Here is a 19,699-nt window from a genome sequence, read left to right as displayed (position 1 = left end):
ATATTATTTATTCCATTTTTGTTGTGCATCAGGAAGTGCTACCCAGCCCTTCTCTACATAATTTTTAGAAGAATCGACAGCGATAAGTATCTGATCATTTCCACTGCAATAACCACTATCGTGTTGGAAATTAACAACTTTGCTATCAAACTCGCCAACATATTCCAATTTACCGTCTTTAGCACTATACCACCAAACATTCTTCTTAGACCCGCTTATTTTGCTCAAATCAATATCCATAGGACGACCGGTGTAGTTGTAAACCAACAAATAATCATTACCCCGCGTAGCAATAGCGCGGTCATATCGTTCACCGTTAGTACCGGCAATCACGGTCTGATCAGGAACGCGTTCAAAGTATGGGAAAGTGAGCATCAGATTCTTTATATACTCCATCTGATTGAAGCCCAGTGACTTGAGTGCCTCATACCAAGGCTTTGTACAACCATAAGCTCCACCTACACCCGGTTTAAGAAACTGCATAATAGAATTATGACCGTACGTGTGACCAAATGACCCTGCAAAGACTGACCAGTAAGCGTAACGACGTACGTCATTATCATTCCATAAAGTTTCGTTAGGATCATGCAAACCCTGAGGAATCTCTTCATAGCTAGGTTCGCCATCAATAATTGGTTTCAAAGGAGTCATTGATTGACTGCTTTCAACATATCGCCAGTTATCTTCCTCTGTGTTTTCCTTAATAGTATAATCACCATCCCCATTACGTTGTCCGTAACGACGGTGTCCACTCTGAAACATGTTAAAATCTAACCATTCGGCATTGTTAAACCAAGTAGCTGAAGTAGTTCTTCCACGTGGATGGAAAGTCATCAGGTGATTTTTATCAATAGCCCGAATACTTTTAGCCAAAGCCTCCCATTCTGCCGTCTTCACATCTCCACGAATATCTCCTCCAATAAACCAAATAATATTAGGTTGGTCTTTATATCTTTCAGCAAGAAACTTGCCATAAGCCTGAGCCTCTTTAACTGTCATTTGTCCACTTTTCACCAAATTACCCCAAATACAAACCATCCCGATGTATATGCCTTTCTTTTCAGCTGTCTTAATGATATAATCCATGTGATCCCAATAGCCATATACTCCCTTCTTATTTATTTCTTTGAAGTTAAAACCATCCGGATGAGAGTATTGTCCATAAAAGTTTATTGCAGGAATATTATTTATGGTTTGCACTTGAACGACATTGTAACCACGTTGTTTGCATTGTTCAAGATAGTATTCCGCTTCATCACGATCTAAGCGTTCAGGCAAAAGCCATCCTGTATCTCCAAGCCAAAAAAAAGGCACTCCATTTTCGTGTTTCAGATAGCGTCCTTCTTTCGAAACGAGCAACTTCCCGTTTTTCCAGGGAATATATGCTTTATTCTGAGCAGAAACAGTATTGCCTGCCATTACTACTAAAAGGATCAATAAATACCTAAAAACATTTGTCTTCATATCGTTGTCTTTTAATTATATCATTATTATTTTCCCATAAGGATATACTCCTTACCCGCCTCTGTAACAAGATCATAAAGATAGGTGTCTTTCAACACTATCTTATTTAATTTAGCTTTTCCGTTTACCAAAGGTTGAGTAACTTCCGGCACAGCATATAGTTGATTAGGGTTTACTCCTTTCGCACGCTTCAAGCCCTTACCCGAAAGTTTTGCCAATGAGCGCAAGCGACAATTACCACCAATACGTGACTTAATTACTAAACGAGAAATCTCCCCATCTTTCCAACTCATATCCATCTCAAAACCTCCGCGGGCAACAAGGCCTTTTATCTCTCCTTCCTTCCATAAAGAGGGAAGGGCCGGAAGAAGATAAATAAAACCGTCATAACTCTGCATCAACATTTCTGCAATACCTGCCGTACAGCCAAAGTTTCCATCAATTTGGAAAGGTGGATGCGCATCAAACAGATTCGGATATGTTCCGCCTTTTTTCTTTTCATTACGAACCAATGACAGTTGATCGGTAATTAATTTATATGCATGATCACCGTCTAACAAGCGTGCCCATAGACAGACTTTCCACCCCATGCTCCATCCTGTAGAAGGATCGCCACGATGAATCAGTGAAGTACGTGCAGCATCAAAGAGTTTCGGAGTACGATATGGGGATATCTGATTGCTGGGAAACATGCCGTAAAGATGAGACATGTGGCGATGAATGTCATTAGGATCGTCCCAGTCAAACATCCACTCCTGCAGTTGTCCCCATCGACCGACTTGCATCGGCGGCATTTCTTTCAGACGTTCTTTTAAATGGGCAACAAGCTCTTCATCTGTATTCAGTAATTTAGCAGTGCTTATTATAGAAGTCCACAAATCAAAAATCAATTGATTGTCCATTGTACAACCAGCCGCTGTGGTTGCATCTCCATTACTTCCGGCATGTGTATTCTCGGGAGAGTTGCTTGGACAAACGACTAACCATCCGTGTACCGGCTCTTTCACCATAATCTCATCAAAAAAATGTCCGGCTCCTTTCAAAATAGAATAAACAGAACGAAGAAATTCAAGATCGCCTGTATACAAATAATGTTCCCATAGATGACGGCACAACCAAGCACCGCCCGAAGGCCACATCCCCGAAGGCGCTTTATCTATCGCTCCTGTTACCCGCCAGATATCCGTATTGTGATGTAGCACCCAACCTTTAGCACCATACATCGTCTTAGCTGTTTCCTTTCCTGTTTCGCTCACTTCCTTCGTTAACTGAAAAAGCGGTTTATTTAATTCCGTCAGGTTAGTCACTTCTGCCGGCCAGTAGTTCATCTCCAAATTAATGTTACAAGTATACTTGCTATCCCACGACGGAAAAAGTTTATCATTCCAGATACCTTGCAAATTAGCCGGTTGTCCACCAGGTTGAGAAGAACAGATCAATAAATAACGACCAAATTTGAAGTAAGTAGCGACCAAGTGTGCATCATTAGTTTCTTTGAAACGCTCAATACGAACATCTGTTGTCACATCCTTATATTGATTCTCTCCCAGATTGAAGGAGACGCGATCCATATATTTCTTAAAAAAAGCAACATGTGCTTTTCTATCTTCGATATAAGTATGTTTCAGTGCCTTGTCAAGATAAGCTTTTGCACGTTCTACCTGATTACCGGTAATATCGTTGTAGTTATTAAAGTTTGTTGCAATAGAGACATACAGTACAGCTTCATTAGCTCCTTCAATAGCCAACACACCATCTTTACAGCTCATCTTACCACCTTCTATCTTAGCGGTTAATCTTCCCTGAAATTCAACTTTACCTTTCAATCCTTCATGCCAGGATGAGACACCTGACAAGGTAACGGTATTTCCATCAGAAGCAATCACGGCATCCTGATGAGGAGTAGTCAGGATAGAAGTGCAAGTGATCTTTCCGGGGACATCTGCTGTAAGGCGAACCATCACAACCTGATCAGTAAATGAAGTTATTGTTTCTCTTTTATAGTTTACCCCATCGACCTGATAACGCACTACCGTCTGAGCTGAATCAAGACTTAGTTCACGATAATAATGAGTATAACGAGTATGCCCGGGAAACGAGATACGTAAGTCGCCAAAAGTTTGATAAGGCATGCCCGAATTCGTTTTGGCCATAACCTTTTCTGTAGCCAATGTTTGCGCTTCCAGATATTTGCCGGCAAAGACAAGCTCACGAACTTTAGGTATATACTTTAACGCATCCGGATTGGCATTACTATTAGGACGCCCCGCCCAAATAGTCTCTTCATTCAGCTGAATTTGTTCCATCCCCGGAGTACCGAAGACCATAGCACCCAGCCTTCCATTACCTAAAGGAAGAGCCTCAGTCCAGACAGTAGCCGGTTTATCATACCAGAGTTTGTAGTCAACCGCAGAAGCATCTACAGCCAACATACACAACAAAAAAAGTAGAGAAGCTTTTATTCTATTCATCAGTTTTATCTTTCAAACATTATCTTTTTTGAGCAGCTTTAGCTGCCTTCTCCGCTTTTACCTTATTCACATAGTCTTTAAACAATTGCCTCCAACTACGTCCATTATTATTAAGGTACTCTTCACATTTGTTTTTGTATATTTCAAATACAGCAGAGATTTGTTTCATGCTTTTATAATCAATAGCCTGCTCACGTGCCAGTTTCAGGTTCTCCAAGATGAAAGCTTCTTCCTTTTCAGTAAGATCAGGAACAATAGCATGATATCCAGCCAGCGTAAAAGCGACCTTACCAACTGTATATTTATCGAGGATAGCTTCAACCTGTTCTTCGGTAAGAGCCTTTCGCAAACCATTCATTAATTTTGTATGCACTTCTTTAGGCATAGCAGAATCAGCAATCATCTCACGATCAAGTTGACTAAGAGGTTTACCATTCAATGGATTTATTCCTTCAGGAACAGTACTATATGGATGTTCATTGTGCCACTCACGTACACTACGCAGGTGGTTATAAACCAATGTCGTCACAAAAGAGATTTTCTTTTTATCTTCCAAATTGAGAAAAGAGACCCAATCTGTAGTTTTTTTTTCAAGGCTAATATTCGATTGTAATACAGAGAAGCGACCTTTATCAAAATAAACAGCCAATTTATCAAAAGAGCGAATAGCTGTTGCCGGAAGAAGAATTCCATCCTTACCAAAGCTATACATCGCTTCTTCTGGCTCAATCGTTACGCGTTTTTCATCCAGTTTCGTTTTATCCAGAGAGAAAGCTGAAATAAAGAAATCATATACAGCATTGCGCTTATTCAGACCAAAGTCATGCCCCTCTTTAGGAAGATGCACATTTGTTACCTTATCAACTGCTCCATAAAAGCCAAATACGTATTGCAGATAAGGAAATTCCAGTTCAGGTACACTGCTTGTCCAATCCTTACCATCGGACACAACCAACATAGGGCGAGGTGCGAACATTGCTGCTAATTCAGCATTATTAGTACCCCCACAAGCCATTGTTACAGGCATGCCGCTTTCACAGGGACATCCGCCATCAAAGTGAGAAGATAGACTTACAACAGGAGCAGCAGCTGTAAAACGTTGATCCAAAGCAGTAAGTAGCACCGTTTGCGTTCCACCACCTGAGCCTCCATTTACTCCCACTCTACTTTTATCAATGTCTTTACGTGACGAGAGCATGTAATCTAAAATAGATAACCCATTCATAGCTTGTATTACATGTGCCGCACTCGAACGATGCGCTGCGCTACCTACTTGTAGGGCCGACTCTCCCCATCCAAAGAGATCGTAATCAACACAAATAGCTCCCATACGTGCAAGCGTACCCATACGTTGTTGTTGATCTTCACGATAGCGCCCACCTCCAAAATGACCATTCGGACAAATGATCAAAGCATGCTTGCCTTTAGAGTTCGGGGTATAGATAGAACCGCAGACATACAATCCGGGAAGCGTCTCGAGCGCAAAGTTTTGAACAGTATATCCATCGAATTTTCTTATCTTGGAAAGAATAGGCTTCGCATTTACTCTTTTATTTAGTAATGAATCAAGACCCAGTCTTGCACGAACTTCCTTACGCAAATTCGCCCTTCTTTTTTCCCACGATTCTTTATCAGAATACAATGATTTTAAATAAATCAAAGCCTTTTGTCCGTCTTCAGAAGTACGACGTGCATATTCATAATTCCTTATCTTATACAGATTACCTTCTTGCTTCACAAACTTGTAATCAAAAGGAGACAAAACATTCGTCAAAGATTCTTCAGCCGAATATGGACGAATACGAAAATCGGCATAAGGGAGTATTTTACCAACCGTATCTACATCATATTTCAGACGGATATGAAAACGTGCTTGTATATCAGTAAGCACTTCACTGAGGGGACGAGCAAACTTATTCTCGAAAGTCAGGTTCTGAGCATTTGCACCAACAAAGCTGACTAATAATACAATAAGAAAAATCTTCTTCATTTGTTTTTTATTCTAAGATTACCTTTTGACCATTTACTATAACATCATCAAGAGTTATGCGATCACAATTCTGAAAGTGAGGCTTCTCCTTGCTTTCTATATTGATATCACGAAGAGATACATCAGTAATGTGTGCTTCATCCAACCCTCTTATCACAATCGGAGTTTTCACACCTGTAGCAGTAAGACCCGACACATGAATATTTCTAAAGATCGGTGTCCGCTCACTTAAAGGTTCAACAGGCATATTGCTATACATTAAATCCATTACAATGGCTTCATTGTTGATGTTGCTCATTACAATATTACTGATGCGAATATCTTCTACTACTCCACCCCTTCCACGAGTTGACTTCAAACGAATACCTCTATCTGTTCCGTCGAAAATACAATTACTAATAACTACCTTACGTACACTTCCACTCATCTCACTACCGATGACTACTCCTCCATGACCGGATAGCATTGTACAGTTGGTTATAGTTATGTTCTCACACGGAACACCTAACTTGCGAGCTTGAAGGTCACGGCCCGATTTTAGAGTAATACAGTCATCACCAACCGAGATATGGCTATCACTGATATGTACATTCTTGCATGATTCAGGATTGATCCCATCCGTATTTGGAGAAGGAACATTGTTAATGGTAATTCCCTTAATCGTTACGTTGTCACAAAATTCCGGGTTTACTGTCCAGAAAGGTGAATTTGTTATTTTGACACCTTCAATACGCACATTCTTGCATCGAATGGGTTGAATGAAAGGAGGACGAAAAAAACGACGTTGCAAAGTAGCAACATAATCTGAATTAGTTTCCGCATAAATTGACTTTGTATCATTCTCCTTTTCCCAAAGAGATTGATATTTATTTAAGTCGCGTACACCATTATCCTTCAAGTCAACTAAGATTCGAAAAAACTCTGTCCACCACTTTTTCCCTTGCCCATCAAGCGTTCCTTCTCCCTTGATGGTTATATTCTCTGCATCAACAGCATATATAAGCGGAGAGAAGCTCTTCATCACGACTCCCTCATGGCGGGTTTCAACAAAAGGAAGATAGTCATCAAAATTATCAGAGAAGAGCAATGTTGCTCCAGCTTCCAGTTCAATCGTGATATTACTTTTCATCACAATAGCACCCGTCAGATATTTACCTGCTGAGAAGAAAAGTGTACCTCCACCCGCCTTACTCAGACGTAAAATGGTTTTATTAATCAGATTTGTATTCAGAGTAACACCATTTGCTTTAGCACCCGCCCTCTGCATATCTACTCGCTCTGCACGAAGTGGCAATGCCAAACATACGGCTGCAATGAATAAAGTCAAGATACGTATTCTCATATTCTACATTTTTTTGGTAAATGAATAACTTCCGCTTTTTACAATCTTGGCTTCTTCTTCGCCAGGTAAGTATACTTTAGCAGTACAATTTACGGGTACTTCTACATTCAGAGTAAATACTTTGTCAGTGCGTACCCAATGAACAGAAATCGCTCCGTAAAGTGTTTCATAAGATGCTCTCACATATTTTAAATCGCCAACAACTTGCGGAGCAATAATAAAGTTTTGATATCCTGGAGTAGCAGCATCTGCTTTGATTCCAGCCAATGAGTTAAAGAACCATTCATCAATCTGTCCCATCATAAAATGATTCCAAGAAGAACCCTGTCTGGGATCCCACTGTTCGGTCAACGTAGTTGCACCAAACTTCAACTGGAAACCGTAACCCGGAGCATCTTCATGATTGTGCATGGTGTACATCAGTTCATTTAGTCCATTGCGAGCCAAAGTTTGAAAAAGATATCTGTTTCCCACATCACCTGTAGTCAAACGATTACCATGAGCTTTTATATCTTTCACTAAATTATCTAATACAGCTTGACGAAATTCTGAATTAACCATCTCTAGAAATAATGGAAGCGCATTACTACACTGACTCCCTGTACCATATTGTTTCGTCTCCGCATTGAAGAATTTCTCATTAAATGCAGCTTTAATGTCTTGGCTTAAACGAGTATAATATTCAAGATCATATTTATTGCCAACCATTTCCGCTGCACGAACCATATAACAAGCATCCATATAATATTGGGCTGTTGCCACTAAAGGTACAGGAGTGTTCTTTGAGAAGCCTGCTTTGAAATCACCATAATCATACCAATCGCCCAATCCAAATGAAAGAATATGATTTTCTGCACGCGAAGTCAGATAATCAAGGTAAGCACGCATATTGCGATAATATTTTTGAATGAGTGACTTATCACCATAAGTCTCGTAATACATAAACGGTAATATTATCATTGCTGAACCCCATTCAGGCGAATTTGCAAAATCATCCATTCCCGGACCTTCAAAAACGACATACTGAGGAGCAATAGTCGGTACCATGCCGTTATCATGTTGAGAATCAGCTATGTCCTGAACTACTTTAGGGAAAAATGAAGTAAGGTCATAGTTATATAATAATCCGGGGCCATTCAAATGAGTTTCTTCCAACCATCCTAGTTTTTCACGATGCGGACAATCAGTAAAGATTGACTGCATATTGCTTTGGATAGCCATTTTTATAATGCGATGTGTACTATTGAATATCGCATTAGATGTTTCAAAAGAGGAAACTTTGGTCGCAGAATTATAGATAAAACAAGACTTTATACTTTTTAATACAGCTAACTTTTGGGGATTCTTTTGTCCTCTAAGTACAGCACCTTCCACCTGAATATAACGAAACCCGTAATAAGAGAAACGAGGATGCCAAGTTTCATCACCATCACCTTTCAAAGTGTATTCATAATAATATGGCCTACCTGTCTGGCGCTGATTTGCAGCACCTTCATCCGTTAAGGCTTCTGCAACAAGCAACGTTATTTTCTGGCCTTTTTTACCACTGACAGTTATTTCAGGAAATCCGGCCAGATTCTGCCCCATGTCAAGAACAAAAGCTGAAGCATCGACCGTTCGTTTGGTCGATTTACATGCGGCAACTATTTGTTCAGGAGTCAGTTTAGTCACTTTCTGAATACCATACCGTTCCATTATTTTAACCGGAGTAGCCATCTGTGGACGCAATTGCCCTTTAGGAGCTTGTTGCAGCACCACAGGCTTCCAAGTAGAATCATTGAAAGAAACAGTATTCCAGCCAACCTGTTCTAAGCGAGCATCGTAATCTTCACCACCATAAATGCTATTAAAGGTAATCGGGCTCAAGCTGTACTTCCAATCAGCATCCGAAAGGATTTCCTTCTTTGTTCCATCATTATATTTAATAACGAGTTTCAGCAACAGAGTCGGCGGCCCGAAACTAATCTGTAGTTTTCTATATCTTCCACCTTGTGCATTATAGAATCCATTACCTAAAAGAGCGCCGACAGTATTCTCTCCTTTACGGATATTTGAAGTTACATCATAAACATTGTAATAAACCGTTTTATCGTAATCACTCCACAATGGAGCAAACTCGCTTTCACCAATCTTATTGCCATTCAGACTCAATTCATAATGGCCGAGCCCGCAAACATATACAATCGCTTCGTCCACTTGCTTTGTTGCAACGAATGATTTACGAAGATAAATACTCTTATTCGATAAGGTATCTACAGCTGCCCACAATGCTTTTACTTCAGGTTTCCTCATGTCCGTTTCATGAAATTTCCGTCCCTGAGGCAGCTTAGCATCTTTGCGTGAGATAGCACCTATCCACTGGGCATCAAAGAATGAATAGTCTGGAGCTAAGCGAAATTCAGATTCTTTACTCCAAGAAGAGAGGCGATTATTTTCATCCCACACCTGAACTCTCCAGACATACTTAGTTAGGGGTTGTAAAGCTTCTCCCGCATACTGAACTAACTGACTTTGAGTAGAATTAACTTTATCTGTTTGCCAAACAAGACTACGTTTGCCATTCTGTACAGCGTACACCTCAATGGCATAAGCCTTCTGCATACTCCCTCGTTGAGAAGAGTGCATTTGCCAACCAAAACGAGGTGATTTAACAGCCACACAAAGCGGATTAACAGCCATTTCACAGGTTGTCTTTGTTACCTCAATAGCTCTAACCGAGCCGGTGAATAAAAACAAAGCAATAGCAAACAGGAATAATATTCTATTTCTTATCATTATTATTAGCGATTCTTACTTAAGTGCATCCTTACAGATCAATCTTTCAAGTTTATCGGTATGTCCTACTAGTTTTCCATTAACAAAGACACGCAGTCCTTTTCCTGAATGATAACGACTCCCATCTTTATCCCAAATAATTGAAACATTGTGACCATGATACAACACGTTATCAAGACAGAACCAGTTCCATTTGCCTTCAGGTATAAGCGGATTAACCTCAATAGTATTATCTACACGCGGACGCAAGCCAACCACTCCCGTAATGATCAAATCATTGAATGTGGAGTGATTATAGTAACGTGAACGTTCCTGATCTCCTTTTAACCAATAACCTGTTACCTCGTCAAGATATTCTCCTACATAAGGGCGACCACGATGATATTGAGATTCTACATACAATTCCATTTGGTGAAAATACACACTATCCGAAAGAATTGTCTGAGGATAATTATTCATAAAATTAGCCATTGCTGTGAGTGTCTGAGCGGAGGCAAACGGCCAGATAGCTCCATCCCACTCGCATTTACCGACTCCGTGTGTACGAAATTCCGGATGGCGACGTTCAGCTGTGGTTAATCCATAAGGCGCAGAAAAACCTTTTTCATCCATTACCTCTTTCCATGCATCATCATACTGACCTTTTGCCGGCAAATTAAAGTACCAAGGAAGATATCCAATTGCTTCACGCACATTTGCTGATGAGTCCGTACGCAGCGTCTCAAAGAAATGATGCGTAGTGTTCCACAACTTATTTTCTACAAGATCTTTAAGTGTATCAGCCTTCAAAGCATACTTCATCGCAACATTCTCATTTCCGGCCAACAAGCCAATAGTAGAAAGAGCTTTAGCATTGCCATACATATAACTATTTATTGTAGGACGCGCATATTTCTTTCGGCGCCCTCCACTAATAGATTCTTCCATGCCATCCTGCACGTCACCCTGCCAGTAAAGGCCACTTTTCAAACGATTGGTACTTTCCCAACGTTTATATTCAGTGTCTAAATCATTGAGCATATCAATCAAAAATGCCTTGTTACCATCTACCAGATAACGATTGTAAATAGCATCCGCATTCCATGAACTAAACTTATTCATCTTCGCCATCGCACCACCTTCGTTTCCACGATACCACGTGTGAATAATCTGGTCCAGATAAGTATAATCTCGAAGCCAACGACTTTCATTGATATGATGGCCAATGGCACAAGCTATAAGATTATATTTATCAGCATACTTGCGATCAACCAAAAACTCTGTCATACCATAGCCGACAGGCGTATTCTTAATATGCTTGCGCAAACTCCAAAAACGAAAATAATACATTTCTTCAAAGTTCTTTTGCGGACATTCGAACAATGGGATGTTTTTCTCCATCCATTCTGATGCTTTTGCATTAGGAATAGCTTGAGCAATGTTTTCGTCTTCCATATTATTAAAATAGGAAACATAATGGCTAAAGTCTGCATACTTCAGAAAAGTAGCCGTAGCATCAGTATCTGCAGATGATGTCTTTACATTAGCTATTCGATAGAAAGCCATTGGTTCCTCAGATCCTGCATTCGGCAAGTCATAATCCTGATCAGCAGGAGTATCTGGCGTAGGAAAGTCCCGTTGTACTCCGGTTCTAAACACAATCCGTTCTATTGAAGCTACCGGAGCATAAAACATACGCAAACCAACCTTTTTGCCATCTACAAATACAGAAATATTTCTATCGGCTACAGATAAAATCGCTTCAACATGGTATTTCTTTCCTGCTTCATATTTCATCATGTTACCAAATCGAGATCCACCTTTGGCACGAAACAGTCCGTCATTCGTCAAATCCAGACGAGAACATGCAATTCCATTTTCATCTAAGAACTCAATCTGCAATGTACCTTTATCATTTTGCCCGGCCAACAAATCAAACGAAACTGTTAGCATCTTCGTCGCCGGTATTTTCCTTTCTATTTTAGCATAATCAAATGGATCTTTATCTCTTAATGTAAGCCATGATACACCCTCTTCCTTTTCTAAAGAAACTGGTGCCCAAAGTGGAGAATAAATGTTCCAATCGGTTAGTTGAGACAAATCCGAATATGCCGAAAAATCATCGTTGGCATGTGCCGTAGCCTTTGTACGGACAGGAACAGGAATACGAGCAGCCCACATATCTTCTTTGTTCACACTATAAGCTACCCAAAGATTTCCATCTGCTGGTTTGCCATTACCCTCTTGTATGCCACGTACATATTGAGGCCCATAAGATTTATAATTACCACCATACCTCATTGGAGGAACTTCACCATTAACGAGATTCAAGGTTGTATATTCCAATCCATCTGCACTCAAAGAAATGGCAAGCGGCCAACGAAATTCGGAAGGATTATAAACGGTGGCATACGTACCGTCACTCAATCGTTGTCCCCATATCTTAGCGTTGCTGTTCACAAAGCCCTTAGCACGTAATACAGGTTCTGCCCATGTATTGCCACCATCTTCACTAATTGAAGTCAAAGCGTGTTTCCACAAACAAGCTATTTTACCATCAGGCAATGTATAATAATTAAATGCTTTATATTCTTTATTTAGAGGGATGATCGGATCATTTCTATCGGCCTCTTCTACCCATTGCATACGATAAAGGGGATTATCAAGAATCTCCTGACAAGCCTTTACAAAACTTTTATCCTTGCTCTTCTTGAAATAAGAATAATCTGTATTCTTCTCATTAAAACCATGGTTGTAATAAATAAAGTAAATTGGTCCGTATGTTCCATCTTTCTTTATCTCTCGTATTACACGCCCTATTCCATTACCGTCATTTGGGTCGTCCTTTTTGTCCAAAGCCACTCCATAATTGGCCATAGTTATTAGTCTACCCGACTTCGAAACATAAAAGCCTACGCGTTGATGCATAATGGCGATCAAGTTCTTAGATACATCTGTACGTCCCGGTTTTGTATATCCATCAGGTACTTTATAGGTAGGAAAAAGTATTGCTGGATTAGTCCAATGGTAGCCATCTTTAGAGGTAGTCAGAAAAGTTTGCGATGGTGGAACATGTTCATCAGCAGGATCAGACAAATACTGCATATAGAATTGTCCATTCCAGTATGCCAACATAGGTTGATGGTTATAGGTCCATCCGTTTCCGTTTGAAGCATCCGGTAATTGACGGTTAGCTCGCATTACTTGAATATTATGCACTCCTACAATCGGAGATAGTTGACCGTCATGATATGTAGGGTTCGAGAGTTCTGTTCCTGTATAATGAATTTTATCTTGCGCAAAAGAATAGGTAGATAAAAAGCTAGCAAATGTAAGTGCAGTGAGATATTTACTTAATTTTTTCATGGCTTGTAGTATAGGTAAGAGTTATTTCTTTTGATTTTTAATAAGGTTCTCAATAACAAATTTAGGAACTTTACAAATCGTTCCATGTTTATGTCCCTCTGGCACCTTCACAACTTTTGTCTCGTTGGTAAAATTAATAAAATCTCGTGTCTTCACCGCTCCATAAATCTTCTTTTTATATACATCGAAGTAAATCAGATAATCCTCACCAACCTTTTCGACAGTAGGACCTTCTACAAATGGTTGAGTGAAGGCTTTAGAAGCAGGAGAATAAGGGCCATAAGGAGAAGAAGCAAAAGCTATCTTCAGATCACGGTTAGGCCGAGTATTGTCTTTTAGCACCATTACGTAATCTTTTGATGCACGCTTCACGATAGTAGCATCAATACTGCTAAAGCCCGGGTCATACAAAACCTTAGCTTCCGAAATTGTTTTAAAATCTTTTGTCGTGATGTAATATAACCTGTGATTATTATCTTCTTCTTCGATACCACGAGCAAAACGACCTGGAACACATGAGGCCCATACGACCATAAATTGTTCCTTTTCATCATCATAAAAAATCTCCGGTGCCCAAACGTTTACCGTAGTAGGTTCATGTTCCATAACAGGAATCATCTTTTGTTCCGACCAGTGTATCAAATCTTTTGAAGAAGCATATCCGAAGCCTAAATCACCTTTCCAGCTAGTGGTCCACACCAGATGGAAAGTGCCATCAGGAGTACGAACCATGGAGGGATCTCTCATCAATTGTTGTTTCCCTATTTCCGGTTTTAGCCAAGTTCCCGAAATACTATCCCAGTGAATGCCGTCCTCACTATAAAGATAGCGTAAGCCTTCATTAGCAGGCTCATGAAAAGAAGTGAATACGTAATACTCCTTTTCTTTTTGACAAGATGTCATGATACAGAAGAGGCAGAAAACAACCAGAAGATTAAAATATTTATTCATGCTTTATCGACAGTTTCTATTAATTCTTTATTTAAAAAGGACGGATTTAAGGGGTTTATGTACTCATTCGCATTGCAATCACTTACTACAATTTCTCTTTAACTGTAGCCTTGAGCAACTAAAGTCATTTGGCTATGATTTAAAAATAAAAGGCTTATTTTTAAATCATAGCCAACCGAAGCTAGAGTATTAGATCAAAACGTTCAGCCCACCATAGAATAAAAAAAAGAAAATAGTCAACATTAACGGGGTATTACATAGGATCAAAACTGTTTTAACTAGATCAGCGTGGTGAATTAACTAGATCAGCGTGGTGAAGTAGTTAATTCACCACGCTGATCTAGTTAATTCACCAACCCCCTCTCACAACGCCTGTAGAAGGGTTTTGCTCGATTTTCTCAAACATTTACAAAGCATTAAAATAAAACGCTGTAATAACTCTCATTATTCATAAAAAAATGGGAATGCAATCATTTTATTGAATCGCATTCCCATCAAGACTATATTGTAAATAATCGCTTCTTATTTGGATTCCTTTTCTTTAATCCTTTTGTACCATTGCTCACGTTCTTTGACCAAGTCATACCCTCTCTTCGAGAGATAATTATTGATTCTACCTTTGTATTTGCCGAAAGCTTCATGTTTTTTGCCTGAAGACTCTGCGTCCATAGCAAACTCACGAGCTTCAACTAGCCAAGCTAGAATTTGTGCTTTTTCTTCTTCTTTCAAAGAAGGTATCATATCTAGTGTTGCACCGTAAGTCACCATCACAACTCCATAAGTCAAACCATCTTTCACTGCCTCAATCTGCTTCTCATCTAAAAGAAGAGATAGATTAGCCGGAAAAGCAAAATGAGAACGATACAGAGCAGCGTCTTTTTCAAATTCGGCTGCACTTAGAGCATCCTTTTTAGCAGTACTCGTTACACCTGATTCTTTTATCTGTTTTACTTTAGCATCACGTTTCTCGTAGATGTCATTCAGTTCAAAATAGCGATTAGCAATCACATTACATACATCTTCCGCCACTTTCTTGTCTGAAAGATTAAGCTTATCTACTATCTTCTGAGAGCGACCAACAATTGTCTCCACATATTTTGGATCTCTATTTTGCTTATCCAAATCTACCGCAAAAGCTGAAGTAGCTGTAAGAATCAGAAAACAGAAGAACAATGGTAGTCCTTTTAAATAAATCCTATTCATAAGCTTACATTAATTTTCCTTTTTTAGCCAAAGTATCATCGTTGTTCTTGAGATTTGTCCAGTCAACTTTCTTCTTTGTGCTAATTCCATTAATATATTTTTCTATATTAGTGTATCCATCACCTGTACAATCTTTAATTGCATCAGAAGGATCATTCGGATTCAAGCCATTCGCTTTTTCCCAAGCATCAGGCATACCATCTTTATCAGTATCAACATAAGGAGTACCTTTATATTCAGGATACCCGCCCATTTGCACGATTTCTGTAATGACACCTTTCTTATAAGAATCGTTTGGTAAACGACGATGTTCAAATTGATAGAAAGAGTTTGGATCTAAACCTTCCTTATAGTAAGCTTTTCCTGTCTCAACTTCCTCAATAATGCGTTGATCAACAATATCACGGCTAGGAATCGTTGCACCCGCATTCTTTATCACAAATTTATAAGCATCCTTAGCTGGCATGATGGTTAATGAAGGCATTGGGAAAGGCTCGTTCCATCTCATGTTTTCAGTATAGCCATCCGTATTAGGCTGTTCTTGTACTTGTACTCCACCAGCCCAGTTATCTTTACTGATGGCATCGTAACCTTCCATAATATTACCATTGCAATACACTCTACCAAAAACATAATAGCCTAGTTTACTACGTCCTGATTCCGGTTTCAATATACGATGTCCCACAGGAGTATTTTTCGGAGTGAGGGGTCCCGGTTTATAATAATTATTTATGATATTATAAAGTGCAGTATAGTCGCCACCATCAACAGAGCGGTGCACCCAATTGTAGGTTACATTATTCACAAAATTAAATACTCCGTTCCATCCGATAGAAGGATTACGTCCGGCATTACTTGCCCAAAGGTTACGCATAAAAGAACAGTTTTCGCCACCAAGCGTGCTACCAAATGCATGATTGTATGTATCAAGAGCTTTTGCAGAGATCGTATTCTGAATAGTCACATTCACTGTTGGAAGTTTCAGATCCTTGTAACCCTCTCCCGGGCTAAACATGTGACGGTAAAAAGAGATATTTTCATCCAACCCCCATGTACATGAGCAATGGTCTATCATAATGTTACCAACCGGATTTCCTCCAAATGAGTCGTCACGACGTCCAACATTGGTTTCTCCTCTACGGAAACGCATATGGCGAACAACCACATCGTGTGTGTTTACCCAAAAAGATTCACCAGCAAGACAAACTCCATCACCAGGTGCCGTTTGTCCGGCAATAGTAATATAAGGTGCACGAACAATAATTGGAGTTTTGATGCGAATCACACCCGCCACATTAAATACCACAATGCGCGCTCCACCAGTTTCACAAGCTTCACGAAGTGAGCCTGGTCCACGATCATTTAGGTTAGTTACCGTGATCACTTTTCCGCCACGACCACCAAAGCTGTACATGCCACCTCCTTCTGCTCCGGGGAAAGAAGGAACCTTTGCCTGAGGAAGGTCTGTTGGCCTAGCTGCCCAAGGAATATATGGTTTACCTTCTTTAGCTTCTTTTTCTACTTGGGGCAGAGCCTTTGCCCAAGCTTCGTCAGACAGCTTGTATTCTTCATTCATCATTTTTTTCACAGCTTCCTGAACCTCTTTAGGTTCTTTGGGGTACTGCGCTTTAACTACGGAAATTGGTGCCATCAAAGCTGCGGCACAAATCACTAAAATCCATTTTCTCTTCATATTGTCTTGAATTGTATTGAGTTTCTTAGTTCGGCTTTACTAATTAGACTAATTTTTTAGGCATTTGTAATCGGTGAAAGGGATCTTTTTTATAAAAAAATCAAAATTCAAAGATTCTGATGAAAGAAGACCTTTAATAAAAAGTGGATTGGGTTACTTATATAGTATCCCAACCCACTAATATCAATAGTACCACACACAGACTCTCGTCCCGTAAATATACTAATAATATGTTAACTCTAAAAAGAGAATTTTATAGAATCATAAGAACATTAGAACAGAGATTACTCGGCCAATGGATCAAATGTTCCATTAGTACCGGCTTGATTGTAATCTTCCCAACCAATAGTTTGTCCCAAATCTTTATTACTACTCTGTGCTCCTTGAGCAAATCCTAAGAAATAATACTTAGGGAAAAACATCATAGTCAAATTAATATGATTCAGATCACGAGCGTCCCCCTTCTTTAACTTGCGAACTAATTTAGTTGCATAAAATTCTCTCAATTGTTCTAACTGAGTTGTCAATTCTTTACGATAATCAACAGCAGCGGGGCGAACAACACTTGCATTAACTAAAGGGTCTGAAGCCATAGTGGTATTGCCTAACCCATAAGAATCTTGTACACGGAATTCCATATTTTCACGACGTTGACCGTTCATTGGATTAAATCCTAAATAGGTGCAGGTATTTCCTCCCCAACCAGTTAGAGTCCATGTTGAAGGAGCTCCATCGGCTTTACCGGTTCCGCCATCAAACAACATCCACCGACGAAGGTCATCAAAACGCTTCCCTTCATAAGCCAACTCTATCTGACGTTCATAAAGAACTGCCGACATACAAGCTGCCTGATCAGATGATAAGTTCAATTGCAAACCATAATTATCAACTGAAGTATAACCTGCACGAGCACGTATTGCTTGTAATTGTGCAACAGCTTCATCCATGTGTCCAGCGCCACAAGCTGCTTCAGCATAATTCAACAACACCTCTGCATAACGAATTTCAATATAAGGAGCTGCTGAGTATGCAAATCCACCATTATTATCGCTAGCAGCCCAAGTGTATAGCGGATTAGCATTTACATCACGATCATCGGAACGCTTACGTACATAAAGTCCTTTTTTGTTTAACAGCAGATTGTCAGCACCATAAGACTTGCCACTTTCTGAATCAGTTTGATCGTCAGCATTGGTATACCACACATAGTTCCATAGTTCATAATTCTGACCACCACCGTAAGAAGGATTATCAGCATTTGCAGCTGTAGGGTCACCAGAATAGGCCCAACGTACACCTGGAAAAGCAAACGTACGATAGAAACGCGGATCACGATTCATGAAAGGATAATTCTCATCGTATGTATAACTTGAGCCTTCCAATTTCGTATAAGTACTGGCAAGTGCCGGTTTCTTTCCATCTGCCATCGGGAACATATCAACTAACATAGCAGAAGCCTCCTTACCACTACCTGTCGCATTTTTCGGACGAATTCCACGTTCCCAACTGTTATTCTTCATTCCATCTCCTGACTGTACCGTGTTAAAGAGCGTAACAAAGACTGCTTCAGGATTGTTAACAGTAGAAAATATTCCGGCAAAATCGGAACCATTAATATTGCTAGTGGTTTGATATAATTTGTAACCACATGAATTAATAATTGGAATTGATTTTTTAATTTCTTCGTAAACTGTATTCCAACGTTCTACGTCATTCGATCTATTGAACATAGGGCTTGCCCAAAGTAGCAATACACGTCCTTTCAGTGCAAGAGCCGTGCCGGAAGTAACACGTCCCCAATCTTCTGACGTCCAACCATTACTCGTGGTTGCAGCAGTCAACATTTCAGCAGATTTATCCAGATCTTCGCAAATAAACTCAATGCAAGCCTTTGCCGAAGAACGAGGAACAGCTGAAGACTCAACCGGTTCCAATACATCTTTAACAATAGGCACACCGCCATACCATTTTACTAAATTATAATAACACCAAGCACGGAAAAAATAAACTTGCCCTAACAGTTTATTCTTATCCTCTTGCGACAGCGAGCCATCGCTAATACCTTGAATTACATCGTTGATGTTACGAATGCGTCCCCAAACAGAAGCTTGAATATTATTAGCCTGATTGTGAAAATAATCCACCACTTTAGTTCCACCCATTACAGTCATTTCAGCCTGAGGGTCTACAAATGCTCCGAATCCACTATATTCTTCTGTAGATTTTGATTGGTCATCAGCATTTCCTGTGCAATTGTATTTCCAATTTGCATCTGAGTTAGGATCAGGCAACGACCAAGAATACACATCAGATACGCGGGCATTAGCGCCTGTATAATAATCATAGATCCCAACATTCACATTATCATAATTCTTTTTATCACCAAGAAAGCTATCGCTGCATGAAGATAAAGCAAGAACTGAAATCAAAGCTTTACTAAGCAATTTTATATTATTTCTTTTCAT

General features: G+C 39.7%; 10 protein-coding genes. All 10 read right to left on the bottom strand.

Annotation, left to right across the window (positions count from 1 at the left end; genetic code table 11):
* Nucleotides 1–3 precede the first annotated feature (3 nt).
* Nucleotides 4–1,464 (bottom strand): glycoside hydrolase family 140 protein, encoded by a 1,461-nt coding sequence (locus BQ5338_RS07915; RefSeq protein ID WP_071146274.1) that lies wholly within the window; start codon nt 1,462–1,464, stop codon nt 4–6.
* A gap of 26 nt (nt 1,465–1,490) precedes the next feature.
* Complete coding sequence (locus BQ5338_RS07910) at nt 1,491–3,935, bottom strand: glycoside hydrolase family 95 protein (RefSeq protein ID WP_071146273.1); 2,445 nt, start codon at nt 3,933–3,935, stop codon at nt 1,491–1,493.
* A 19-nt stretch (nt 3,936–3,954) separates the two neighbouring features.
* Nucleotides 3,955–5,925, bottom strand: coding sequence for a 6-O-methylesterase (locus BQ5338_RS07905; protein WP_071146272.1), 1,971 nt, complete (start codon nt 5,923–5,925; stop codon nt 3,955–3,957).
* Nucleotides 5,926–5,932: 7 nt separating this feature from the next.
* Nucleotides 5,933–7,267: a glycoside hydrolase family 28 protein gene (locus tag BQ5338_RS07900; RefSeq protein WP_071146271.1), complete on the bottom strand. Its 1,335-nt coding sequence runs from the start codon at nt 7,265–7,267 to the stop codon at nt 5,933–5,935.
* A gap of 3 nt (nt 7,268–7,270) precedes the next feature.
* Nucleotides 7,271–10,042 (bottom strand): glycoside hydrolase family 78 protein, encoded by a 2,772-nt coding sequence (locus BQ5338_RS07895; RefSeq protein WP_071146270.1) that lies wholly within the window; start codon nt 10,040–10,042, stop codon nt 7,271–7,273.
* Nucleotides 10,043–10,057: 15 nt separating this feature from the next.
* Nucleotides 10,058–13,387 (bottom strand): MGH1-like glycoside hydrolase domain-containing protein, encoded by a 3,330-nt coding sequence (locus tag BQ5338_RS07890; RefSeq protein WP_071146269.1) that lies wholly within the window; start codon nt 13,385–13,387, stop codon nt 10,058–10,060.
* Nucleotides 13,388–13,408: 21 nt separating this feature from the next.
* The gene (locus BQ5338_RS07885) at nt 13,409–14,338 is read right to left on the bottom strand and encodes a glycoside hydrolase family 43 protein (protein ID WP_071146268.1); all 930 of its coding nucleotides are present in this window, start codon (nt 14,336–14,338) and stop codon (nt 13,409–13,411) included.
* Nucleotides 14,339–14,860: 522 nt separating this feature from the next.
* Nucleotides 14,861–15,541 carry a DUF3826 domain-containing protein gene (locus BQ5338_RS07880; protein ID WP_078063430.1) on the bottom strand — a complete coding sequence of 227 codons (681 nt, stop codon included), beginning with the start codon at nt 15,539–15,541 and terminating at the stop codon, nt 14,861–14,863.
* Between the two features lie 4 nt (nt 15,542–15,545).
* A complete protein-coding gene (locus tag BQ5338_RS07875) occupies nt 15,546–17,234 on the bottom strand; it encodes a polysaccharide lyase (RefSeq protein ID WP_071146267.1) in 1,689 nt (562 codons plus the stop codon).
* Nucleotides 17,235–17,518: 284 nt separating this feature from the next.
* Nucleotides 17,519–19,699 (bottom strand): RagB/SusD family nutrient uptake outer membrane protein, encoded by a 2,181-nt coding sequence (locus BQ5338_RS07870; protein ID WP_071146266.1) that lies wholly within the window; start codon nt 19,697–19,699, stop codon nt 17,519–17,521.

Origin of the sequence: Bacteroides ihuae, assembly GCF_900104585.1 — a bacterium.
Classification (GTDB): Bacteria; Bacteroidota; Bacteroidia; order Bacteroidales; family Bacteroidaceae; genus Bacteroides; species Bacteroides ihuae.
Note: the sequence above shows the minus strand (reverse complement) of the source record. Positions and strands in the feature narration are given on the sequence as shown.